This window comes from Bacillus sp. AFS053548 (assembly GCF_002575105.1).
GTDB lineage: Bacteria > Bacillota > Bacilli > Bacillales > Bacillaceae_G > Gottfriedia.
In genome coordinates, this window is sequence record NZ_NUHI01000023.1 from 154,862 (window position 1) to 180,107 (window position 25,246).

General features: G+C 34.8%; 17 protein-coding genes, 1 pseudogene and 1 other annotated feature. Of the genes and pseudogenes, 2 read left to right on the forward strand and 16 right to left on the reverse strand.

The window, feature by feature from the left end; all coding sequences use genetic code 11:
- Positions 1 to 436: 436 nt before the first annotated feature.
- The 11 genes and pseudogenes from CN946_RS12220 to CN946_RS12265 all read right to left on the reverse strand — a co-directional run bounded on the left by CN946_RS12220 (position 437) and on the right by CN946_RS12265 (position 13,857).
- A complete protein-coding gene (locus CN946_RS12220; protein ID WP_098861364.1) occupies positions 437 to 946 on the reverse strand; it encodes a DinB family protein in 510 nt (169 codons plus the stop codon).
- Between the two features lie 363 nt (positions 947 to 1,309).
- The gene (locus CN946_RS12225) at positions 1,310 to 1,978 is read right to left on the reverse strand and encodes a Type 1 glutamine amidotransferase-like domain-containing protein (RefSeq protein WP_098861365.1); all 669 of its coding nucleotides are present in this window, start codon (positions 1,976 to 1,978) and stop codon (positions 1,310 to 1,312) included.
- Positions 1,979 to 2,295: 317 nt separating this feature from the next.
- A complete protein-coding gene (locus CN946_RS12230; protein ID WP_091023082.1) occupies positions 2,296 to 3,468 on the reverse strand; it encodes a sugar ABC transporter permease in 1,173 nt (390 codons plus the stop codon).
- A 15-nt stretch (positions 3,469 to 3,483) separates the two neighbouring features.
- Positions 3,484 to 4,998 (reverse strand): ATP-binding cassette domain-containing protein, encoded by a 1,515-nt coding sequence (locus CN946_RS12235; RefSeq protein ID WP_098861366.1) that lies wholly within the window; start codon positions 4,996 to 4,998, stop codon positions 3,484 to 3,486.
- A 111-nt stretch (positions 4,999 to 5,109) separates the two neighbouring features.
- Complete coding sequence (locus CN946_RS12240) at positions 5,110 to 6,258, reverse strand: sugar ABC transporter substrate-binding protein (RefSeq protein ID WP_286133917.1); 1,149 nt, start codon at positions 6,256 to 6,258, stop codon at positions 5,110 to 5,112.
- A gap of 376 nt (positions 6,259 to 6,634) precedes the next feature.
- Positions 6,635 to 8,176 (reverse strand): response regulator, encoded by a 1,542-nt coding sequence (locus tag CN946_RS12245; RefSeq protein WP_098861367.1) that lies wholly within the window; start codon positions 8,174 to 8,176, stop codon positions 6,635 to 6,637.
- A gap of 17 nt (positions 8,177 to 8,193) precedes the next feature.
- Positions 8,194 to 9,615, reverse strand: coding sequence for a sensor histidine kinase (locus tag CN946_RS12250; protein WP_098861368.1), 1,422 nt, complete (start codon positions 9,613 to 9,615; stop codon positions 8,194 to 8,196).
- Positions 9,605 to 10,597 carry a sugar-binding protein gene (locus CN946_RS12255; RefSeq protein WP_098861369.1) on the reverse strand — a complete coding sequence of 331 codons (993 nt, stop codon included), beginning with the start codon at positions 10,595 to 10,597 and terminating at the stop codon, positions 9,605 to 9,607. The genes CN946_RS12250 and CN946_RS12255 overlap by 11 nt, the downstream gene beginning before the upstream one ends.
- A 287-nt stretch (positions 10,598 to 10,884) precedes the next feature.
- Positions 10,885 to 11,281: pseudogene (locus tag CN946_RS23155) on the reverse strand (GDP-mannose 4,6-dehydratase); the annotation flags it as partial.
- 418 nt (positions 11,282 to 11,699) lie between these two features.
- Entirely contained in the window at positions 11,700 to 12,185 is a 486-nt protein-coding gene (locus tag CN946_RS12260; protein ID WP_286133918.1) for an ABC transporter permease, read from the reverse strand.
- A 319-nt stretch (positions 12,186 to 12,504) separates the two neighbouring features.
- Positions 12,505 to 13,857 carry an amino acid permease gene (locus CN946_RS12265; RefSeq protein ID WP_098861370.1) on the reverse strand — a complete coding sequence of 451 codons (1,353 nt, stop codon included), beginning with the start codon at positions 13,855 to 13,857 and terminating at the stop codon, positions 12,505 to 12,507.
- A gap of 60 nt (positions 13,858 to 13,917) precedes the next feature.
- Positions 13,918 to 14,152 (reverse strand) — a binding site (T-box leader).
- A 288-nt stretch (positions 14,153 to 14,440) separates the two neighbouring features.
- Between CN946_RS12265 and CN946_RS12270 the strand changes: the two genes are divergently transcribed.
- Positions 14,441 to 14,683 carry a hypothetical protein gene (locus CN946_RS12270; RefSeq protein ID WP_098861371.1) on the forward strand — a complete coding sequence of 81 codons (243 nt, stop codon included), beginning with the start codon at positions 14,441 to 14,443 and terminating at the stop codon, positions 14,681 to 14,683.
- Between the two features lie 165 nt (positions 14,684 to 14,848).
- On the opposite strand, the gene pstA is transcribed toward CN946_RS12270, so the two are convergent.
- The 5 genes from pstA to CN946_RS12295 form a co-directional block, all read right to left on the reverse strand.
- Entirely contained in the window at positions 14,849 to 15,736 is an 888-nt protein-coding gene (gene pstA / locus CN946_RS12275; protein WP_097973410.1) for a phosphate ABC transporter permease PstA, read from the reverse strand.
- On the reverse strand, positions 15,733 to 16,629 hold the full coding sequence (gene pstC, locus CN946_RS12280) for a phosphate ABC transporter permease subunit PstC (RefSeq protein ID WP_141546903.1): 897 nt from the start codon (positions 16,627 to 16,629) through the stop codon (positions 15,733 to 15,735). Before pstC ends, pstA begins: the two co-directional genes overlap by 4 nt.
- Before the next feature lie 69 nt (positions 16,630 to 16,698).
- Positions 16,699 to 17,598 carry a phosphate ABC transporter substrate-binding protein PstS family protein gene (locus tag CN946_RS12285; RefSeq protein WP_141546904.1) on the reverse strand — a complete coding sequence of 300 codons (900 nt, stop codon included), beginning with the start codon at positions 17,596 to 17,598 and terminating at the stop codon, positions 16,699 to 16,701.
- A gap of 367 nt (positions 17,599 to 17,965) precedes the next feature.
- Positions 17,966 to 18,862 carry a phosphate ABC transporter substrate-binding protein PstS family protein gene (locus tag CN946_RS12290; protein WP_098861373.1) on the reverse strand — a complete coding sequence of 299 codons (897 nt, stop codon included), beginning with the start codon at positions 18,860 to 18,862 and terminating at the stop codon, positions 17,966 to 17,968.
- Positions 18,863 to 19,094: 232 nt separating this feature from the next.
- A complete protein-coding gene (locus tag CN946_RS12295; RefSeq protein ID WP_098861374.1) occupies positions 19,095 to 20,321 on the reverse strand; it encodes a Zn-dependent hydrolase in 1,227 nt (408 codons plus the stop codon).
- A gap of 452 nt (positions 20,322 to 20,773) precedes the next feature.
- On the opposite strand from CN946_RS12295, the gene CN946_RS12300 reads away from it, so the two are divergent.
- Positions 20,774 to 25,198 carry a pullulanase X25 domain-containing protein gene (locus tag CN946_RS12300; RefSeq protein WP_098861375.1) on the forward strand — a complete coding sequence of 1,475 codons (4,425 nt, stop codon included), beginning with the start codon at positions 20,774 to 20,776 and terminating at the stop codon, positions 25,196 to 25,198.
- Positions 25,199 to 25,246 lie beyond the last annotated feature (48 nt).

Sequence of the window (25,246 nt, forward strand, 5' to 3'; positions counted from 1 at the left end):
TCAAATATAGATAAAATTAGAATTAAAATCAAAAATCCACCCGTTATAGTAGAAATAATAATTCCAGTTATGAAATTTTTCTTTTGTTTATTTTTATACGAAGTAAATATTGATATAAAAGTAATACTGAACGAGATTATTAGTAATATTAAATAAAAATTATCACTTAACATCAATTATATATCTCTCTTATTTAACTACTATTTACATATTCTTTTTATCAGTCAAATAACCCTGCCGTTATACAACTAAACTGCCATTTAGTTAAACAAGTACGCCTCGTTTTCACATGAAAATCTAATACAATCTAGCTTACATAAACACCGTTATCGGCAATAAAAAAAGGACTTTCAACAGGAAAGATCCTTTTTTTGCTGCTTCTTCAACTAACGCACCCTAAATGAGAAATTAGGTTTTTTCATTAATAGAAAAAGACTTATAAGTATTTATCACTAATCACTTTCATATGGTGTAACTCGTGCCCGGCAATGCCATATGCAATGATACCTATCGAAACTGGGCTGTTCATTACAGTTCCATTACGATCCCACGCTGCATCATCAATGGTTGAAAAAAGGCTTAACGTGTTGGAGCGTACCGTGTCTAAACCAGCTAGTAGCTGCTCCCAGGATAATTTGTTGAAGTTTGCCGCAGAAACATATTGATTCTGATCCATTGCTGGGAGTGGTGCACTTTCATTTCGTGCAATGGCAAGCATTCGATACGACATCACACGTTCCGAGTCGGTCATATGCCCAATCACTTCTTTTAAAGTCCATTTCCCTGGTGCGTACGCCTTCCTTGATGACTCCTCTGATACGCTGCTTAAGAGGGTAATGGTCTTAGTTCGTTGCTTACTAAGTATTTCTTTAATATCTCCATCTGGCACAAGACTAACATACCTAGCATGCTCCGGATTTTCAATAGATAATGGTCGTGGACGCACAAGAATCCCCCTCATCGGAATAGTTAATTATGGTTCTAGGCTAATATTCGACTGTCAAGAGGATATTTCCTTTATTTGATATTTAATTTCATTACCGCAAAATAATTGCAAATTAAACAACTTTATTATCTCTATACAACTGATTTATGCAGTTAACATAATACAGATAATAATGGATTAATTCACTTTTTATTCCACTAAACTGCCATTTACTTCAATAAAAAAAGTCACATATTTGCAGCTTAATCTTCAACTATTGCAGTGAGTTAGTTGCATTAGAATATCTTAATAAAGCCCATCCTAACTCAAGTTAGAATTGGGCTCTTTCAATATTAATTTAGCAACATTTCCTAAGGAGTAGTATCAGGGCGAAAACAGTTTCCAATGCCCTTCGGAGACAACTTCAACCTCTCCGTCGATTACTTTGATGGCGGTTTGATCGTCAATCGCATACGCCGGCCCCTGCAGCCCGGCTGCCCATCTCTCTGCGGCAGTAATGGTGTTTCCCGGTAGCATCTCGTGATCCAGGTGCGGAAAGATTGAAAAATCAACCAGTCTTAGTGTTTTATCACCACCGTCTGGTGGAGTCCAGCCAACGAAGTACTCCCCTATGTTAGGAGCCATCACCATGCTCCCAGCACTCATTCCCACATAGACTGAGTTCAGTGACGGTAAAAGGTCTGCCAGCCCGGATTGACGCATCCAGTGGCACAGGTAAAGGGCGTCGCCGCCTGACACCAGTAGTACATCTATCTCCTGAACCAGTGGTTTCCAGCGGTTTTCGTCGATGCTTGGTAGCGCTGTGAGCTCCAAAATGCCGACTGACCTCCAACCGAGGCTGACCATGGGATTCTCTTCTTTCCCACTGATGAACTGCCAGGCTTTGACGCCAGGGCCAACCCAAGGGTGTCCATACATCGCAGTGGGGATGCACAGGGCGTTGGAGTCAGCAATTGGCTTGCCTAGCATGTCAACTAGCGCGTCGTGTATGCTTTTGTTATTGATGCCTCCAGATGTAAGTAGAAATTTCATAACTTCACTCCTTGTCCTTGTTTGGTATTGTCGAGTTTGTTCAAACTCTATGATAGAACCTAGCATAATGAATGATTGGAACACTTCCCAATTAAATCATTGTTATCCGATGTTCAACTTATTTTGTCTATTTGAATACCTGGTGAAGCTCAATCTGTCCTATACTCTACAATTCTGCAAGGCATATATAAATCCTTGTTCAACTATTCTGTCATTTAGTCGCATAAGTTAACCTCAATCCGCTCTAACAAATTCAAATCCTAAAAAATAAAAAACAGAAACAAGCCACCACAAACGACTGTTTCTGTTTTTAAATATTATTTCCCTTTATTACGTGTCATTACGTCAAATACAACTGCAAGAACAAGTACTGCTCCTCGAATGATGTATTGGTATGAAATATCTATACCCATTAAGTTCATCCCACTTGTTAATGAAGCCATTACGAATGCACCGATAATTGTACCTGTTACTTTACCAACTCCACCAGCAGCAGAAACACCACCTACATAAGCTGCAGCAATTGCATCTAACTCAAACATTGTACCTGCTTGGGGAGAAGCAGATGCAAGTCGAGCTGTAAACAATACGCCTGAAAGGGCTGCAAGCATACTCATTGAACCGAATACAATATAAGTGATTTTCTTTACGCTAATTCCACTTAACTGTGCTGCTTCAGGGTTTCCACCAACTGCATAAATGTGACGCCCTAAAGGAGTTCTAGTTGTAATGAAGTGGTAGACTACTACTACAATAAACATGATCACAGCAGTCCAAGAAATTCCTTGATAGCCTGCAAGAATATAGCAAATGTAACCAATGATACCGGAAATAAACAATAATTTTATGATTTGCATTGGCATTGAAAGAACTTCAAAACCGTACTTTATGTTTACGCTTCTCTTTTTAAAATCACTCCAGATAAATAGAATGATAGAGATCGCACCAATTAATAGTGTTGATATGTGTAAACCATTCAAATTTCCTAAACTAGGAATATAGCCATTTCCAATTGCCTTAAAGCTTTCGTTAGCAACGATGATCGTACCAGTTTTAACAAGAGACATTAGTAATAATCCCTTGAATATTAACATACCTGCTAATGAAACTACGAATGATGGAATTCCTAAATTAGCAACAAAGAATCCATTAATTAGACCTATGATAGCGCCAAATACTAGAACTGCAATGATTGAAATCCAGACTGGCAAACCGTGTGTTAGAAATAGAGCAACTACTGCTCCTAGAAAACCTGCAACAAACCCAACTGAAAGGTCAATATGTCGAATGACAATTACTAGTGTCATACCTACAGCAAGAACTGCAACATAACCTGTCATATTGATTAAATCACTTAAGTTACGAGATGACATAAATAGTCCATCTGTATTTAAAGTAAATACTAACATTATTACTGCAAGAGCAATATACATTCCGTATTCACGGATGTTTTTCCTTAATAACATGCCTGCTTCTTGAAAAAAGTTCATTTTATTCAACCTCTCTTAAACGGTAGCTAGAGCCATAACGCTCTCTTGAGTTGCTTCTTCTCTTGATAATTCCCCGGTTATTTTACCTTCTGCCATAACATAAATTCGATCACTCATACCAAGGACTTCTGGAAGTTCAGAGGAAATCATGATAATGCTCATGCCTTGTTCAACCAGTAGATTCATAAAACTATAGATTTCAAATTTTGCACCTACGTCGATTCCACGTGTTGGCTCATCTAATATAAGTACATTCGGATTTGTAAATAACCATTTACTCAACGATACTTTTTGCTGATTACCACCACTCAATTTTCCAACAATTGAAGTGATTGATGGAGCTTTTATGTTTAACTTATTTAAATAATCATTTGCAACGACAATTTCTTCATGTTGATTAATTACGCTTGACTTGGAAATTTCAAATAAGTTCGTAATCGAAATATTATTTTTAATATCTTGTTCAAGAATCAATCCGTCGCCTTTTCGATCCTCTGTTACATAGGCTATACCAGCTTTTATTGCATCTTTCGGATGTTTAAAACGCTTTTGCTTACCTTGCACTAAAACGGAACCATCAAGTTTGAAATTTGTTGGATTACCAAAAATACTTTTTGCTAGTTCTGTTCGGCCTGATCCCATCAATCCAGCAATACCAATAATTTCACCTTTTCGAACATTTAGATTGATATGATGAAGAATTTTTCGACCTAATTTTGGATCGTACACATCCCAGTCTTTTAATTCTAATGAAACTTCACCAAACTTTTGATTTGGACGCTTCGGATAAATATCGTCAATTTCACGACCAACCATATGTTTGATAATTGTGTTTTCGGTGATTTCTTCTTTATTTAAAGAGCAAATTGTTTTCCCGTCACGAAGTACAGTAACCGTATCTGCAACAGCAATTACTTCTTTAAGTTTATGCGAAATCATAATACAAGAAATTCCTTGATTCTTTAGCTCTTCCATCAAGAAAAGTAGGTTTTCACTATCATCTTCATTTAAAGCAGCTGTAGGCTCGTCGAGTATAAGCAATTTAACATCTTTACTAAGTGCTTTTGCTATTTCAACCAGTTGCTGCTTACCTACACCTAACTCTTTAATCTGTACTTCCGGATTTACATCTAGTTTTACTTTTTTTAGCATGTCGATTGCTTTAACAATCGTTTCATTGAAATCAACAGTTATTCCCTTTTTAATTTCATGTCCGATAAAAATATTTTCAAATACGGAAAGTTCAGGAAAAAGCGATAATTCCTGATAGATGATTCCAATACCCTTTTTTTCACTATCACTGATTTTTGAAAACTTTTGAACTTCATCTCCAAAAACAATATCACCTGCATAGGTTCCAAATGGATAAATACCACTTAATACTTTCATTAAAGTCGATTTTCCAGCACCGTTTTCACCAACTAAGCAATGTATTTCCCCTTTTCTAACCTTGAAGTTAACATCGCTTAATGCTTTCACACCTGGAAACTCTTTTGAGATATTTCTCATCTCTAAAATAAATTCACTCATATGATCCGTCTCCCGAATTTGCCATCTACTTGAGTCATTGATAAATTGAATAATTAACAAAATAGTGACGGTTAGACCATCACTATTTTGCAAGTTCATTTCTTCTATTAATTACTTCAATCCAGTGAAGTCTGAAGCACTATAGTATCCAGAATCAACTAAGTCTTTCTTCACTGTGCTTTGATCAACAACAATAATATCTGTTTGTTTTGTTTTGATATCAGCTTTACCGTTGTTTGTAACGCCTGAAGCATCAGGTGTTTCATTTTTTAAGATTGAAGTTGCAGTAGCGATTGCATCTTTAACTAAAGTACGAACATCTTTGAAAACAGTCATAGATTGTTTGCCATCGATAATGTATTGTACAGAAGCTTTTTCAGCATCTTGACCAGAAATTACATATGAAGATACGTCTTTATCTGATTTGAATGTATCAGCGATTGAACGCGCTGTTCCATCATTTGGAGCAAGAACTAATACATCACCTTTGTCAGATTTAGAAGCTTTTGTTAAGTTAGATGAAGTTAAGTTTTTAGCTACGTTGAAATCCCAGTTAGTTGAAACTTGACCGATAATTTTTGCTTGCTCATCACGAGTTAAATCAGCTTTAGCTTTTAAACTATTTGCAGCAGCTGAATTTTCAACTTTGAATGTTCCATCAGCAATTTTAGGTTGAAGAACTTTCCAAGCACCTTGGAAGAATAAGAATGCATTGTTATCAGATGCAGCACCTGCGTATAGGTATAAAGGTTGACCTGCTTTACCTGAAGCATGGTCTACAAGATATTGTGCTTGTGCAGCACCTACAGCAACGCTATCAAATGATACATAGTAATCAACTGCGTCAGTACCTGTAATTAAACGATCGTAAGAAATTACTTTAACACCAGCAGCTTTTGCAGCTTCAGCTGAAGCAGCAGCAGCAGCACCGTCTTGAGGACAAATAATTAAAACTTTGATGCCTTTTGCAATTAAAGAATCAACGTTTGCTTTTTCTTTAGCAGAGTCACCTTGCGAGAATAAAATTTCAACTGAATAATCTGTATCTTTTAAAGCATTTTTAAAGCGAGTTTCATCTTGAGTCCAACGTGGCTCATCTTTCGTAGGTAAAACGATACCAATATCAACTTTACCATTTTTACTTTTCTTACCAGCAGAAGTGCTATCACTTGATGTTGCTGAAGATCCACATCCAGCTGCAACAAGAGTCATTACTAAAAATACCGAAATTATTGCAAAAATCTTTGATAACTTTTTCAAAGTGTTTCCCCCTTTTTTTCTGGTTACGCTTTCATAAATAAGGTTATCACGATTTTTATTGGAAACGCTTACCCATTTCCTTCACTCTTTTGTCTATTATCTGCACTAATTTACCTCGTCGCAGAAAACGTTTACATTCAGAATATTAAAACTAGCATTTTCTTAACTTTGGGACAGATTAGTGCAGTTAATTTCGTTTAAAACCAAAAAAAGAGTCAAACAGAAAACTCAATAAAAGTATGTACAAATTAAAAAGCAATTCGTAAATACGATCATTAAGTATGTCGTTAGACTCTTTTAGCAATAAATATTCAAATAAAGTAAGTAATCGTTTATTAGTTCAAATTCAAGTATTTAAATACTCCTCTTATTCTCTTTAAATATTCATTAATACCTTTTTTCGATATTCCTTAGGAGATTCATTCGTACATTTTTTAAATACTCGGCTAAAATAATTTGGATCATTATAGCCCACTTGGTAACAAATTTCTTTTAAATTCAATTCTCTTTTTTCCATTAATTGTTTTGCTTTATTAATTCTCAAATTCATTAAATAATCACTGAAAGTCTCACCTGTTTGCTTTTTAAATAGTTTGCTAAAGTAAACTGGATTTAATTTTAAATAATTGGCCACTTGCTCAAGTGAGAGATCCTCAATGAAGTGATTAGCGATATATTCCCTAGCCAATATCATCATATGATTCGTTTTGATTTCTTTTTCTCGATCGATCTTTGTAATTAAATTAATGATTTGTTGCTCTACATTCATCTTCAATTGACTGAGATCATCGATGTCTGGAATATGAAATTTTTCAACTTCGATCGATGAATTGCGGAGAGATTGGAAAATTTGATTAAATAGAGAATTTAATTCCGTTCTAACCTTTGTAACGTCATAATTAACAAATCTTTCATATAGAGTAATGAATTGGTTCATGACATCTTCCAAATCAGCTTTTCTAAAAGAATCAATTAATACCTGTTTTTCTTCATCTAGTATACCAATAGAAAAATTCTCTGAATAAACACTAACTCTTGTTAATTCATCACACTCTAAACTTGCATTCACTGCCTCATTATATGATTTTCTTAATCCTTCAATTCCTTGTTTTAAAGACCCTATACCAATCTCCGTTTTATAACCAGTTTGACTTTCTATGTATTCACTGGTTTTTAGAGCATCTTGATAGAGTACAAGCTTTTGAAGATCATCTTCCTGATTAGGCTGTACTGGAATAAATATGGCTAATTGACCATCTACAACAGGGCTAATTAAACAATTCCTCGAAGATTTCATAAAATGCCTAACACATTCATAAATTCTCCTTTGCTCCTTGTCATTTTGACTAATTTCTTTAGGCAATTTAATGACGTTCGCATAACCTAACTCGATTTCAAAACCGAGAATACTAGACCATTGAGAAACGTTTAGTTCTTGTACAGTATTAAACATTAACATTAATGTATATTCATTTTCAGTGAGAGGACGTATAATCGATAAATTTTCTATAGCCTCTAACTCTTGTAATCTTTTCTTATGATCATCTTCAATTTCATCGATCATCTTTTGAAGTAAAGAGATAATATGATCCTTTTTAGCAGGCTTTAAAATATAATCTTTAACACCTAATGAAATGGCTTCTTGTGCATACGTAAAATAGTCATATGCAGTGACAATGAATATTTTTGTATCAGGTAGTTTTTGTTTTATAACAGAAACAGCTTCAAGCCCTTGAATACCTGGCATTTTTATATCCATAAAGATAATATGAGGCTGGTATTCTATTGATTTTTCAATCGCAACTCGTCCATTTTCAGCCTGTTCAAATTGAAATTGATTAGGCATTGAACGGTTAATCATCAGTTCAAGTCCCTCGCGCTCTAATGGTTCATCATCAACAATTAATAAACGATACATGGGTACCTCCTTTAATTTTAAAATTTTGATGAGACAGGAAGCTTTAATATAATAGTTGTCCCTATATTTATTTCACTTTTGATATCAACAATATCTTCTTCTTCATAAAAGAGGCGCCAGCGTTTAAACACATTTGTTGTACCTAATCCAGTTGAGCTTTTTTGAGAGATGATCGGCATAGACGACGTTAAAAGAGCCTCTCTAGTCTCTTCTTTCATACCAGCACCATTATCATAAATTTCGATGAAAATATATTTTTCATGATTCTCGATTGTAATTCCTATTACTGCTCCTTGCTCCATCCCCTCGATACCGTGTATAAATGCGTTTTCAAGAAGCGGTTGCAATGCTAAACAAGGAACTTTATTTCCTAAACAAGACTCGTCTATATTTAATTCAAAGCGCACACGATCTCTAAACCTCGCCTTTTGAATCGAAAAATATTCCTCGGCATTTCTAACTTCTTCCAAAAGAGTTACAGGCTCGTCTAATTTTCGTAAATTATAACGTAGCAAATTCGAGGTCGATACAGTCAGATCACTTGTTTGCTCAGCCCCTTCAATATAGGCTAACTTAGATATAACGTTTAACGTATTGAACAGGAAATGTGGGTTTATCTGACTTTGTAAAGCTTTTAACTCCAGCTCCTTTACAAGGCGATCCTTCTCTACTATTTCAATATTTTTCATCATTAAATTGCTTAAGTTCTTAGACATTTCATTGAGGATTTTACCAAGAATACCGATTTCATTATTTCGATACAATGTGGGTGGATCAACATTAAAATTACCTTTACCAATTTGTTTAGCCATATAAACTAATCGATTAATTGGAATGACGATACTTCTAGACAACCAAATTGCAAAAACAATACTAATGATAGTCGTTATAACGAACAACTGGACACCTAATTGATTCATAGACTGAGTATTCGCAATAATCTTTCGAAAAATAGGCTGGTAATTACTAAGCTCTAAATCAACTAAGTTTTGACTGTCCTCTCTAATAAACCCTGATATTTTCTCTATATCCCGGTATTGATCTGTATAACTTGAAAAATTTTGAGAGACTAAATTATCTGTAATCGATGATTCTAACTCTAGAAAAGAATCAATCATATGGGTAAAGTTTTCTAACACAAGCTGATTATTTTTAGTAGCATTATGTGTTAATAATTCCTTTTTTAATTTTTGTAAATTGCTTTTATGCTGCAAAATCGATCGATAGTTTTTTGGCTGTGGATTAATAATATAACTACTAACTAAACTTAAGTTTTCCTGAGTTTCAGAAGAGATTTGTTTATATAAAAATATTTTATTAATCATTAAATTATAACTCTCTTGAACTTTCTTACCATTTTCAAAAATAAAAAATGAAACTAAATTTAATAAAATAACTAGAATAGGAATAAAAATAAACAACTTTGTCCTAATTTTCAACGTTTCTCCTCCTGATCAACGTTTCTTTCGTCACCACCTCGGTTGGTGTAAAATTTTCTTTATTAATAACTTTTCCATGTAACGAATCAATTAATAATCCTACAGATTGAAAGCCCATTTCATATGGCTTCTGAATAACAGTTGCTTTAATCGCATCATCTTGAACTGCTTGAAGTGTACCTTCAATGTTATCAAATCCAAATATCTCAACTTGATTTAACTTTAAATTTTTTGATGCATTCAAAATGCCTATTGCATCTAATGCACTTGTACCAACCATAACTGAAATGTCTTTATTATTACGAAGCATACTTTCAGTTTGAAGCTTTGCTTGAATAATTGATATATTAGAGGACTCAATATCCTTTACTACTAATTTTGAATGCTTTTTAACGATACTTAAAAATCCATTTAATCTAGCCTGCTGACTCTCTGATTTTTCACTCCCTATAATAACGCCAATTTTTCCAACACCATTCGTTTCCTCTACAACAACTCTTCCTAACTGCTCTCCCGCGCTAAAATTATTTGTACCAACATAAGCAATACGCTTACTTTTTGGCGCATCTGTATCAATTGTAATAACAGGAATATGTTGTGTAACCGCTTTATTAATTACGGGCGAAAAAGTATTCTCATCCAGACTTTGTACGATGATACCATCCACTTGAGAAGCAATTGCTTTTTCTAATAACTTAATTTGTTCTTCCGGACTTGTACGTAAAGGGCCGATATATTCAACATTTACTCCATATTTTTCTGCAGCAACATCTGCCCCTTCTTGTACTTTCCTCCAATAAGGATTATCAAACTCCTGCGAAATAAGGACAAAATGGAGTTTTTTCTTCGTTTCTACTTCCCGATCCTGTAATTTTTGAACTGAATTTTCAATATTTCTAGCATTTATTTCAAAATGAATAAGTACATAAACAAACAATAAAAAAAGTACGCTTAAAATAATCGACCATTTTTTCTCTTCCATAACGTCCTCCAGTCCTATATTAAAATAGTACATTTTGATTATACAGTTTACAAGACTATTAAACTTTACAATTTTTTCCCTTTTATTTAAATGAACGAATGGTTTCATAAATAAATCTTCACGATATCTGTCTTTAAGCTACTTTTAAATCGTTATATTGGAATTTTTTCAAAAAAAAATGATCCCCCTTACTATAATAGGAGATCATCATCATTAACTTTGCTTTTCGTATTTACGTAATAAATTCATTTTGTTAATGTTAATTATTTTAGTCAACATGTGAAAATTCAATCTCCATAACCAATTGGGTGACTCTTATGCCAGTTCCATGAATCAGCTATAATTTGAAGAATATCGATCCGCTTTGGATACCAACCTAAAACTTTTTTTGCTTTTTCGGATGAAGCGATTAATATATCCGGGTCTCCTGGGCGTCTTTCTCCTATTTTTAAAGAGATTGATTAGTTTGTAACTTCGCAAACTGCATCTATAATTTCTTTAACCGAAAATCCTTTATTATTCCCTAAATTGAAAACATTACTTTCTCCACCACTTATTAAGTAACTTAGCGCTAAAGTGTGAGCATTAACTAAATCTTCCACATGAATATAGTCACGAATCCAAGTACCATTCGGTGTATCATAATCATCTCCAAAAAACGGTGATTTGTTTCCTCTGCCCCAAAGGCACCTGTATTATAGAAGGAATTGATATGCTTCCTCATAACTGGATCATGAGGAAGTACAATAGCATAAAATTGTAATTTGCTTCCTCATAGCTGATTCATGAGGAAGTACAATAGCATAAAATTAAAATATGCTTCCTCATAACTGGTTCATGAGGAAGTACAATAGCATAAAATTGTAATTTGCTTCCTCATAACTGGATCATGAGGAAGTACAATAGCAAAATGTTGAAAAATACTTACTCATAACTGGTTCATAGGTATGTACTTTTGCAGAACACTAATTGACGAACTCATTTTTCACCAGTTTAAAGCTATCTTATAAGGTGGTTTCTTTGTTTATCATGAGAAGTAACAGACCTAAAAAAGGCTAGCAATAAGCGAGCCTTCTTAAACACCGTTATTTATTTAATCTAATTATGAAGGAGACGGAAATCTCGCAGCTTCAAAATGGGTACTAAAATCCCCATCAACATTTGCACCGATTACACCAGCAATGCTACTTTGGGCAAAAACCTCAACCTTATCCAAAGCATTAAGTTTCTGTATCGTCGAAACATTTACAGCATTTCCGAAGTTTATTGGACCAAAGAAATCGTTATCGATTGCGATCGCGGGTCGTCCATTCACACGAATTTCGATCCGTGCTCTATAGTTGACATTGTTGTTATTTGGGATAAAAGAAATCGTAGCAGAAATTAAATAAACCCCATTATTTTTGGGTCTAAATGTTGAGGTAAACGGATTATATTCATTTGCTAAATCAAATTGTTTAAGTTGATAATTTACTTTTACAAAAGTGTTTTCAGGAACAGTTTGATTTGCATTATTAACAGCTCTAAAAGCTGAAGCAATATTCATATTCTCTTTATTCTCTTCATTGGAATCATTTTGTTTTTTCATTTTTGGAGGCACACTTTTCACTTCACTCTCTAATAAACTCCTATCATTATATTTAGACGAGGCTTAGGTGATTGTATGCTTGTCCGTGTACGATCACTATTTATGGCAATTAAATTGAAAAATGTTATCGATAAACCTATTAACTGATAGGTTCAGTTAAATTAAATTTTTGTTCTACTATTCAGAAAAAAAGGGCTTTACTCATTAGAGTAAAGCACCTATTAAATGATGAACAAGTATAGCATAAGTGTAGTCGCTACATGAACTACCTTAAGTAAACCATAATCACTATCTATTTAAATTATCCTAATCATCTCTTCTACAAGTTTTTGTTAAGTCGACTTTTCCATATATACGTTAAGGTAATAAATATATAGATACAAAGTGTAATAATCGTTACGATGATTGGTGTCGTGAAAATGATTCCGATTAGAATCATCATTAAAGCGATGATCACAGCCCAAGTCGTATATGGGAACCATTTAACTAAATAGTCACTTGTTTTTCCAGATGACTGTTTACGTGATTTCAAATGTGCAAAGGCAATAATCAACCAGATGAATAATACGGTATATCCTAGCGATCCCATTAGGAAATCAAATGTCTTGCTTCCTGCAAATAAGGAAATTAGTACACCGCCAAGTAAAGTTGAAGTACACATTAATATTGCGTATACAGGAACTTTCCTCTTAGATAATCTTGAAAATATTTTCGGAATGCGACCGTCCGCAGCTTGCGTATACAGAACACGGGATGAACCATACAATCCAGAGTTCATCGATGAAATAATCGCTATTAGAACAACGGCGTTCATAATATGGTCAGCACCAGGAATCCCAATCATTTTAAAGACCATCACAAATGGACTTTCAGGCACCCCGTTTACTTTATTCCAAGGAATTAAACTAACGATGATGAAAAATGGAATGATATAGAAAGAAATGATTCTGACTAATGTACTTCGAACGGCTTTTGGAACCACTTTTTCGGGATTTTTCGTCTCTGCTAATGTAACCCCGATAATTTCCGTACCACCATATGAATAAATTACCACCAGCATAGCTGAGATTAAACCTGTTGATCCATTCGGAAAGAAACCGCCATGGTCTGTCAAGTTAGAGAAACCAACTGCTTTATGATCACCAAAGTTCACTAGTAACAACACTAATCCAGCTATGATGAACACAATGATGACAGTAATTTTAATTAAAGCAAGCCAGTATTCCGTTTCAGCAAAAACCTTTACTGATAGCAAGTTAATTGTTGTAACTAACACCGAAACAACTAATGCCAGTAACCAGATTGGATAGTCAGGCAACCAATATTGAATGAAAATGGCAGCAACGATTGATTCGGCCGTGATGTTCAATACCCACATTTTCCAATAGATCCAATCAAGGAAATAAGCAGGATACTTTCCTAAAAGAGATTGGACAAGATCCCTGAATGTTCTTGCATCGCTATTGCGAACCGCCATTTCAGCTAAACCTTGCAAGATGAATAATAAGATGATACCTCCTAGCAAGTAAGCAATTATTATGGATGGACCTGCCATATCAATTGCTGAACTACTTCCCTTAAATAAACCTGCCCCAATGGCACCTCCTAATGCCATCATTGTAATATGTCTCGACGTCATTGTCCTTTGTAAATTCCGTTTTTCCGTTTTCATATCCTAACCTCCCCAAAAATCAAAAAAGGCATATCATCTCATTCTTCATAATCAAATGAAGAAAGAGACGACATGCCTTAGCTTACCGCGGTACCACTCTTATTGGCTCTTTTCGAACCCTACTTTAAAAACCTTGTAACGAAGGTCAATCGTTAAAACAAGAGAAAAGATTAAATCTAATCTTTCGCTTTACCACTCCCAGACAAGTTCAAAGTATCATTGGACTGCGTTGCACCAACCCGCAGCTCTCTTAACCTAATAATTAACTTTTACTACTCCTGATCTTTGCGTTTTGATAAATATTTCTGAATATTTTTTATAATAACTAATACTATACGGACGTGAAGCAAACTTGTCAACAGTTTTTTTAGGATAATAATTTTCAAAAAACAAATCATAAGCTTATTGGTTCAGTAGCTAAATAGATCCGTAAAATCTTTTTATTGAAGCATTCATTTTTCAATTTCGTTAGCCCTGAAAATCCAAATAAATCAAACGATATTTGTTTCAAAATATTTTTTAGTGGTCACTTGTAAATGCCAACTATCAATAAAATTACTAAACAAAATGGAGAGTGCCAAGAATGAATGAAATGATTGAAAGTTTGAAAAGTATACACAATGAAATAAGTCTTAAGCTCAGCAATGCTTTCAACTTCTCAGAAACCAATGATAACCATAACCAAAATTCTCATCACGATTATACTGAATTATCTAAAGATGCTAAAGAACAGTTAGAACAAAATAAAGAACATCAAATAGCTAAGACAATTTTAAAACATTTAGAAACATTACTTAGTGAGGTTGATAAAATAAAAAACGCTTAACTTTTAATCGTTACAAAACATTATCGAAAAAAAGGATTTTCCCTCCTGTATCAGCAATTTTTTTACTCAAATTAGCACTCCAAACATGTATGAAGGACAGGGCCAACTAATACAAAAAATCTCTACGGAATCTTCCATAGAGATTTTTAATAAATAAATATTTTATTATCTTTTTGCCCCTGTGAAGCGTCTATTTAAAAACTTAGCAAACAATCTAGCAAATAAATTAAATAATAGGATCATTACAATTAAAACTGCCGCAGATTTTGTAGCGATACTTTGCGCATCTGGAACTATACCTTCTGAATTTAATTTCCAGATATGAACTGTTAATGTTTCTGCTGGTCTAAAAATATTAAACGGATTCATCGGGGTATTTAATGGAGCAGCATTATTTAAAATAGGCGTTGTAAGTCCAGCAGTATAGATTAATGCCGCTGCTTCACCAAAAATTCTTCCAGCTGCTAAAATAATTCCCGTAATTAATTGTGGAATTGCTGTTGGGATACTAATTTTAGTAATTGTTTGCCACTTTGTAGCTCCTAATCCAAGACTACCCTCTTTACTAGTTTTAGGAACATTTAATAACGCTGTTTCACTTACCCTTGTTAAACCTGGAAGATTTAAAATTGAAATCGCAAGTGCACCACCAATTAAAGTGTAACCCCATCCAGTCATCGTTACAAATACTAATAAACCGAATAAACCTACTACGATTGAAGGTAATGAAGCTAACGTTTCAATACATAGTCTTAAGAAATTTAAAAAACGTCCTGGTTTTGCATATTCTGCCATATAAATCCCAGCTCCTACTCCAATCGGAACTGAAATAATTAATGTTAACACTAAGATATAAAATGAATTAAAAAGTTGTGGTCCGATCCCACCACCTGCTTGAATATTACTAGGTTTTCCAAACAAGAAATCAAAGTCCCAGAATCCCCAACCTTTAAAAATAATTTCACTCAATAAAAATAATAATAATATTACAACTAAACCAGCTATTAAACAAAGTATTCCCGTCCAAATCTTATCCATTTTTCTTGCAATCATGATTCATATCCTCCTTTTCTTCCAATTAATCGAATGACTAGTATAAAGAGGAAGGATATTAGAAGTAAGATCATTGCTAGAGTCCATAAAGTGTTATTCCAAGCTGTACCGTTTAATGTATTTGCCATATCCATTGTTAAAATTCCTGTTAATGTTGCCGTTGGATCGAAAATACCATTAGGGAACTTAACTGTATTTCCGATTACCATTTGTACTGCTAATGCTTCACCAAAAGCACGAGCAAGACCTAAAACGATTGCTGTTAAAATGTTTGTTTTTGCAGCTGGTACAATTGCCAACTTAATTGCTTGCCATCTAGTTGAACCTAGTCCGTATGATGCTTCTAAATAGGTTCTAGGAACAGCTCGTACAGCATCAGATGCTATACTTGCAATTGTAGGTAAAATCATGATACTTAGCACAATAATCCCTGCAATTAAGCTAAAACCTACGCCACCTACTGTATTTCTAATAAGAGGAACTAATATTGTTACGCCTAGAAATCCATAAACTACTGAAGGAATACCGACTAGAATTTCCAATACTGGAATTAATACTTTTTCACCAAACTTCGGTGAAATAAAATTCATGAAAATTGCTAATGCAATCGCAATTGGTGCAGCTATTATTACAGCACCAACAGATACTAGAATTGATCCAACAATAAAGATTAAAGCACCATATGTTGGGTTTGAAGCATTATTTGGACTCCAATGTTTTGAAAACAAAATTTCACTTAACGATATATCATTTACTGTAAATGATTGGATTCCTTTACTAACAATAAATCCTATTATTGCTATTGTAATACCAATCATTAAGAAACCACATATAGTTACAAGAGTTCTTCCAAGGTATTCAATTAGAAAAAAGTTTCTTTTTTTGAAATTCATGATAAACCCCTATCATCCATTAATAAATTAGTTTGAGAGTTGGTATAAAACCAACTCCCATTTTTTATATTATTCTAAACCTGTCATTTTTGAAGCCGGGATATAACCCATCTCAACTAACTTGTTAGCAAACTCGTCACCACTAATGAATTCAATATATTCTTTTACAGGAGATTTCGCATCGCCTTTTGTAATCATGTACTCGTATGAATAGAATGGGTAATCACCTGCAACGATATTGTCAGTAGTAGATTCTTTCCCATCAATTTTCACTGTTTTTAATGCATCTTTTTTATCGCCGATTAAATATGAGTTAGCAAGGTACGAGATTGCTCCTGGAGTAGAGTTTACAGCTTGCTCAACTGCACCGTTTGAGTCTTGAACAGTTCCTACACCATCATTAATCTTAACGTCTTTCATAATTTTCTTTTCAAATGCTGCACGAGTTCCAGATGATGCTGGACGATTAATTACATTGATTTTCTCATCTTTACCGCCAACTTCTTTCCAGTTCGCCACTTTACCAGCGAAAATATCTTCAATTTGTTGAAGTGTAAGTGAATCTACACCAACGTCTTTATTTGTTACCATTGAGTAACCAACACCAGCAACTTTAGCTTCTACTAATGAACTTGCTAAAGCTTTATCTTCTAATTTTTCAGCAGCAGGTACATCCGAGTTACCAATTTGAATTGCTCCTGTAGACACTTGGTTTACACCAGTACCACTACCGCCACCTTGAACTGTAATTGAAACTTGTGGGAACTTCGCCATAAATTCAGTTGCCGCTTCATCAGCTAGTGGTTGTAATGCTGTTGATCCTGCAGCACCAATTGTTCCTGTTAATTCTACTTTTTTATCATCTGAAGTCTTTCCAGTTGTTTTTTCATCTTTATTAGAACATCCTGCTAACATACCTGTAATAGCCATTGCTGCAAATGTTAATTTTAATCCACGTTTCATTTTAATCCCCCTAAAATGTTTGTTTTTATTTTTAATTTTGTATTTAATTTTTGTTTGTTATCTCTTACAATCTCTACTTTAAAGTTTTTAGGTTAAGCAAGTTTTAATCAATCGTAAAGAAATTGTAAATCTTTTTAAGAGGTAGTATGTTTAATTGATTTATGGACACTTACTGTAACGATAAAATACTAATTACTTATTAAAACTTGCTAAATAAAAGAAAACTACTTAAAGGCAGCTTAACTTTTAAATAGTTTCTGGTGCTGATCTATGGCGAATGGGGAATACTGAAAACACATAGTGGATTCTAAAAGAAATAAAAAAAGCTGACTCAAAAAGTCATAAACCTTTTGAGTCAGCTTAAATGGAATTATTATTGTAAACCTGACATTTGTGAAGCTGGGATATAACCCATTTCAACTAACTTGTCAGCAAACTCGTCGCCACTAATGAATTCAATATATTCTTTTACTGGAGATTTTGCATCACCTTTTGTAATCATATACTCATATGAATAGAATGGGTATGCACCAGAAGTAATGTTATCAGTTGAAGATTCTTTTCCATCAATTTTCACAGTTTTTAAAGCATCTTTTTTATCGCCGATTAAATATGAGTTAGCAAGATAAGAGATTGCACCAGGAGTAGAGTTTACAGCTTGTTCAACAGCACCGTTTGAATCTTGAACTGTTCCTACGCCATCATTAATCTTAACATCTTTCATGATTTTCTTTTCAAACGCTGCACGTGTACCAGATGATGCTGGACGATTAATTACATTAATTTTCTCATCTTTACCGCCAACTTCTTTCCAGTTCGCTACTTTACCAGCGAAAATATCTTCAATTTGTTGAAGTGTAAGTGAATCTACACCAACATCTTTATTTGTTACCATTGAATAACCAACACCAGCAACTTTTGCTTCTACTAATGAACTTGCTAAAGTTTTATCTTCTAATTTTTCAGCAGCTGGTACATCTGAGTTACCAATTTGAATTGCTCCAGTAGATACTTGGTTTACACCAGTACCACTACCGCCACCTTGAACTGTAATTGAAACTTGTGGGAACTTTGCCATAAATTCAGTTGCCGCTTCGTCAGCTAGTGGTTGTAATGCCGTTGATCCTGCAGCACCAATTGTTCCTGTTAATTCTACTTTTTTATCATCTGTACTAGTCTTGCCAGTTGTTTTTTCATCTTTATTAGAACATCCTGCTAACATACCTGAAATAGCCATTGCTGCAAATGTTAATTTTAATCCACGTTTCATTATTGTTTGTCCTCCTAAGGAAAATTATTATTTTCTACATCTCTAACTATAAAAAAGAATAATTAACCTAGTTTTAAACGATTGTAAATAATTCGTAAAGTTGTTTTAGAAAAACAAATTTAGGATCAAAATAAGACTCTCTAATCTTATTAGAGAGCCATGAGAACCAATCTATTTTGTTACGATTATTGAAAAACATACCACTTATCACTACTAGCTTTTAAATAAAACCTTATTTATTCACTTTTTCAAGACACAGTTTTAATACAGCATTAAGCAAAACATTCGCTCCTTTTGCACAATCCTCAAATGAAGTTAACTCATCTTCACGATGACTATATCCATTTACACTTGGGACAAAAATCATAGTTGTTGGGATATAAGAAGCAATGAATTGAGCATCATGCCCGGCACCGCTATACATTCGATTTTCTTTATACCCAAGCTCTTTGCAAGCATATTCCACAGCATTTACGACTTCTTCATTAAAGTCTACTGTGTCTCGATCCCATAGACGTGTTGTTTTTATTGGACAACCGCTTATACTTCCTGGTAACTCTTCCACCATTCGAGTTACTTCTGCAATAACACTCGGATCCTTATGTCTCGCCTCTAAAGTAAAGATTACTTCTGAAGGAATGACTGTATGGATATTTGGATAAGCATTCATCCGACCAATTGTGTAAACAAGTTCCGAATCTAGTTTCTGTAACTGCTTTTGTAAATCTACAATCAAATTAGCTGCAGTGAACATCGGATCTTTGCGCATGCTGATTGGCGTCGTACCTGCATGGTTGGATTCTCCAAATACAGAAATTTCATAGCATACCATTCCTAGTACGCCTTCTACTACTCCGATTTCTAAGTTTTTTCGTTCCAGTACAGGTCCTTGTTCAATATGTAGTTCGATATAAGCAGTAGCTTCTCTCAATCGATTTGTTTCAGAACCTTTGAAACCACTTATATTCAATGCTTGAGCAAATGATATCCCATTTTTATCTGTTGAAGCACTCATCTTCTCCTTATCAAATTTACCTGATAACACTCCAGAAGACATAAGAGATGGCTCAAATCTTGCCCCTTCTTCATTTGTAAAGTTGACAACTGAAATTGGGTAATCCAATTCGATTTTTTCATCTATTATTGTATAAACAGTTTCTAAAGCTGTGAGTACACCTAGTACGCCGTCGAAACGTCCTCCCTTAATAACTGAGTCCAAATGGGAACCTATTACAATTGGAGGCAAGTTTTGTTTCCCCGGTAAAGTGGCATACATATTCCCCATATCATCATGCTTTACTGTCATTCCTACTTCTTCACATAACGCTTGAAATTTCTTCCTTGCAGCAATATCTTCAGCAGATAGTGCTAGTCTTGTTACTCCGTTGTTTTCCGTTTTACCATATTCACTAAACAACTCTATTAATTTTTGAAGCCGATTAGCATTTGTCCTGATCATATGAAGGCCTCCTTTAATTATTGGGCAATATCCTCAATAACAATTGCTGTTAATTCATTTAGTGAACTAGAAATATTTAAAGTTGTTTCATTAAATAATACGATGGAAACTGCTGTTATAATACTAGGAATTGCACCTTACTTATTCATTCAAAACAAAGACACACATACTTAAATCGTCTGAAACTGATTAATTACCTAATCCCTAACGAAAAAAGGACAATTAACATTATTTATATGAGTCCTTTCTATGACTGACATTAAGTGTCCGTAATTCAGAAAATTTGTATTATTTTGCTATTTTCCATTGATTTGTGTTAATAAAGAGATATAATTATTTTGAAAACAATTTGTGCAAACGTTTGCAATAAGTTGGCATTACCTACATACATATTTTTATTGCATCTTTTGTAAAAACGTTTTCCTAATTTAGAAAGAGAAAGGGGTTTTTTCATGAGGAGAAAACAGAGATCAATATTATCGCTTGTTACTGTATTAGGATTAGTTCTCCAGATGTTTCCGGGATTTTTTACAAATGGAACTGTAAAAGCAGCAGAAACGACAACTAGACAAGTTGTACTTGTAGGAAGCCTTCAAAAATTGTTAGGAAATTCAGGTGATTGGGACCCATCCTCGCACCAAACTGAAATGGTGTATAAAGGTAATGGGCTCTATACATTTACTGGCACTTTACCGGCTGGTGAATATGAGTACAAAATCGCCATTGGTGGAAACTGGTCAGAAAATTACGGTGAAGGCGGAAATCCTGGTGGCAACAACATTAAACTAATACTATCCGAACAAAAGGATGTCACTTTCTACTATAATGATAACACTCATTCAATTACTGATAGCACTCATTACACCTCTATAGCAGGGGAAAGACAACCACGTCTCGTTGGAACGATCCAGCCTGCTATTAATGCAGGGCCAGCTTGGAGCCCAGCAGACTCAACAGCCTTATTAACAGATGATAATTTCAAAAATATCTATTCATTTACTACAAAAGTGCCAAGTGGTACTTACGAATACAAGATTGTACTAGGAAAAGATTGGAGCGAGTCCTACCCTACTTCCAATCTGAAGTTAACTGTACTCTCTGAATCTACTATTACATTTTTCTTTAATAACCAAACAAAAGAAGTTTATACAGATTATAAACCAACAGGATCTGATGGCTTAATTGATCAGAATGCACTCTATCATGATTCATGGGACCAAGTATACAAAAAGCCATTTGGGGCCGTTTCAGAAAAGACACCTGTCACTTTCCGAATATCGGCTAAAAAAGGAGATTTAACAAGCGCGAGCCTTTATGTAAAAAACTATAATTCAGGTACAACAAAGGTCCTGGCTATGAAGAATGTAGGCTGGTCAAATACAAATGGCAAAGGTGACCTTGAGTACTGGGAAGCTACGTTTACACCAACAGACAAAGGGATTCATGGGTATAAGTTCATTGTCAGAGATCAAGATACAACAGCTGAATATGGCGAAGACACACAAGAAGGTCATACTGGAAAAGCAGTAGATAAAAATGCTGGCCTTTTCCAACTGACAGTATATGACCCTAGTTATCAAACGCCAGATTGGATGAAAGAAGCAGTAGTCTATCAAATCTTCCCCGATCGCTTTTTTAACGGAAACAAGAGCAATGACAATGTGAAGGATAAAATTGGTGCTCGTGGTAATCAGCCAATCGAACATCCCGCTTCTTGGTCAAGCTTACCTGATAATCCTTATGAACAAGGAACTGGATCATATACTGGAGACGGAGAGTTTAGTAATGATTTTTATGGAGGAGACATTGCTGGAATCAAGTCTAAGCTTGATTATCTTCAATCACTAGGAGTCAATACACTCTATTTAAATCCGATTGCTCTTGCACCATCTAACCATAAATATGATGCAACAGATTACAAATTAGTTGACCCGATGTTTGGCTCAGAAAAAGAATTTAAGGATTTCACAAAGGAATTAGCAAAACGTAATATGCATTTAATTTTGGACGGTGTTTTTAACCACGTCTCAGACGATTCAATCTATTTTGACCGTTATAACAAATATAAAACAGTTGGTGCATATGAGTATTGGTCTCGTATTTATGATTTGATGAATAATGAAAAACTGTCCGAGGCTACTGCCAAAGAGAAAGCGAAAAAGCAATTTATCTCCGAAGGCCAATCTTTTAGCCCGTACGGTTTTGAAAACTGGTTCCATATTGAAAATGTTAAAGTGCCAAATGAAAAAGTCAAAGGTGTTTCAACTGGAGAACATTATAAATATGAAGGTTGGTGGGGCTATGACAGTCTCCCAGTATTTGAATCAAAAGAAGGTTCAAAGGTTGATCACCCTAGTGAACTTAACAACACTGCATTTGCTAACTATATAATGTATGATAAAGACTCTGTAAGCAAATCATGGATTGATCAAGGTTCTTCCGGTTGGCGTTTAGATGTAGCGAATGAAGTAGACAGCTCATTTTGGCAGGAATTTCGAAAAGAAATTAAATCCAAGACGATGACAGGCGCAGGACAAACTCTCCAAAAAGATGAAAAACCACTTATTTTGGGAGAGATTTGGGATGATGCTTCCAAATACTTTTTAGGAGATCAATATGACTCAGTAATGAATTATCGTTTCCGAGGTGCCGTACTAGATTATTTAAAGAATGGTAATGCAGAAAATGCACAAAACTCACTCCTTGCTGTTCAAGAGGATTATCCAAAGGAAGCTTTTTATGCTCTCATGAATCTAATGGGATCTCATGATACTGCACGAGCTATTTTCCTGCTAGGTAACGGAACAGATACTTATAACAGAGCTGAACAAGATCCAAACTATAATTACAATGAAGGTGTGAAACGATTAAAGCTAGCCTCTATCCTTCAAATGGGTTATCCTGGTGCACCTACCATTTATTATGGAGATGAAGCAGGTCAAACAGGTTCAAAAGATCCAGATGATCGCCGTACGTATCCATGGGGAAATGAAAACCAAGATTTGATTAAACATTATCAAAATATTGGTCAAGTTCGTAATAAAAATTCCGATCTATTTAGTCATGGTGATCTTCACCATATTTATGCTAAAGACGATGTATTAGCTTACGTTCGTACTAAAGGCACAAAATCAGCCCTCATCATTATCAACAGAGGGAAAACTGCACAAACTGTTGAAGTTGACACAAAAAAACTGATTGCAAACGGAATTCGTCTAGAAGACCAATTAGATAAAAAATACGCTGCTACAGTGAAGGATGGCAAGTTAACATTGACCATACCTGCTGAATCAGGAAGAATGCTACTTTCTATTAATGACGTGAAAAATCCACAGTCAGTTAAAAATGTAATTGGTACTGTAGGCTCTAAACAAATTACTTTAAGTTGGACAGGAACTAGCACAAAATTCAACGTCTATCAATCAACTGTTGCTGGCGGATTATGGACAAAAGTAAAAGAAACTAAAGACACTAATGTAACCATTTCAGAATTAAATAATGGTCGCAACTACTATTTTTCTGTAACTGCTGTAGATTCAAATGGGAACGAATCTGAACCTGCAGTCTCTGTTGGTCTCGTGCCTCATTACGATGTTAGCAAAGCTAGCGTTTCAAACACGACACCCTTAGCCAATCAGGAGCTAAATTTAGCGCTTGATTCTAATGTTAAAGCAACTTTTTACTTGCCGGGTGCAACAGAAACAGGTCCAGCTGAAGGAATTATGGCCGAGCTTCAAGTTAGAATGAAAGGTCAAACTGCTTGGGAATCATACAAAGCTCTATATAATGGTCAATCTCAGGAAAATCAAGCTAATGAGTTCCAAGGTAGCTTCACACCATTAGAGGCCGGCATATATGAATACCGAATGGCCTTTACACCTGATTTAGGAAATACATGGTTATACTCTGAAACAAAAGAAGTGAATTATACACGTAGCACTATAGATACTACTCCGCCTGCTAGTAAGGTTTCCTTGGAGACACCAATTCAAGAATCTGGTCAGGTTAACTTGAACTGGAAACTAACGCAGCCAGATCAGCCATATAAATCTGTCATTTATCGTGACGGTCATATACTTACTTCAGTAAACGGGGACACTAATACCTTCCGTGATTATCAGGTCTCAAACGGTACAACATATAACTACCAAATCCGCGTCTTTGATCAAGCTGGGAACTATGTGGACTCAAATACTGTAAATGTCACACCAGATATTGTCATGGTACAAGTCACCTTTAAGGTGCATGCACCAGATGACACTCCATTGTCAGCACAAATGAATATACCTAACAGCTTAAATGGTTGGAATACAGGTGCATGGTCAATGAGCCGAAATGGTGCAGTTACACCAGATTATGAATATACAGTTGAGCTTGAAGAAGGAACTGAAATTACTTATAAATATACGAGGGACAACACATGGGATCATGAAGGATTAGCAGACCACACACCAACTGATCCATCAGATGATGATATCAGCTACTATGGTTATGGTGCGACTGGAACTGATATGAAAATAGTTGTTTCAAATCAAGGTGGCAACAAAATGACTGTCCAAGATACAATTTTACGTTGGATTGATAAGCCACTTGTAGTAAGCCAAATTGATGTGAATGGTTCAACCTTAACTGTCAAAGGGAATTCTATTAAAGGAGCTAACCTCACTATCAACGGAGAAAACGTAACTGTCGATAATGAGATGAATTTCACTCAAACTTTTAAACTAAACGAAGGTCAAACACAAGTACCAGTACACATTGAACCAACTGATACAACCAAATCCACGATTTTTAAAGGTGACGGTGGTTCGATCAACAAAAACACAAAAAACTATGTGATAGATGTTATTAATAAAACGATTAGTGAGACTAAATAAATAGAATTAAGAAAGGTCTACCGTGTTTGGTCTTATCCCTGTCAAGTA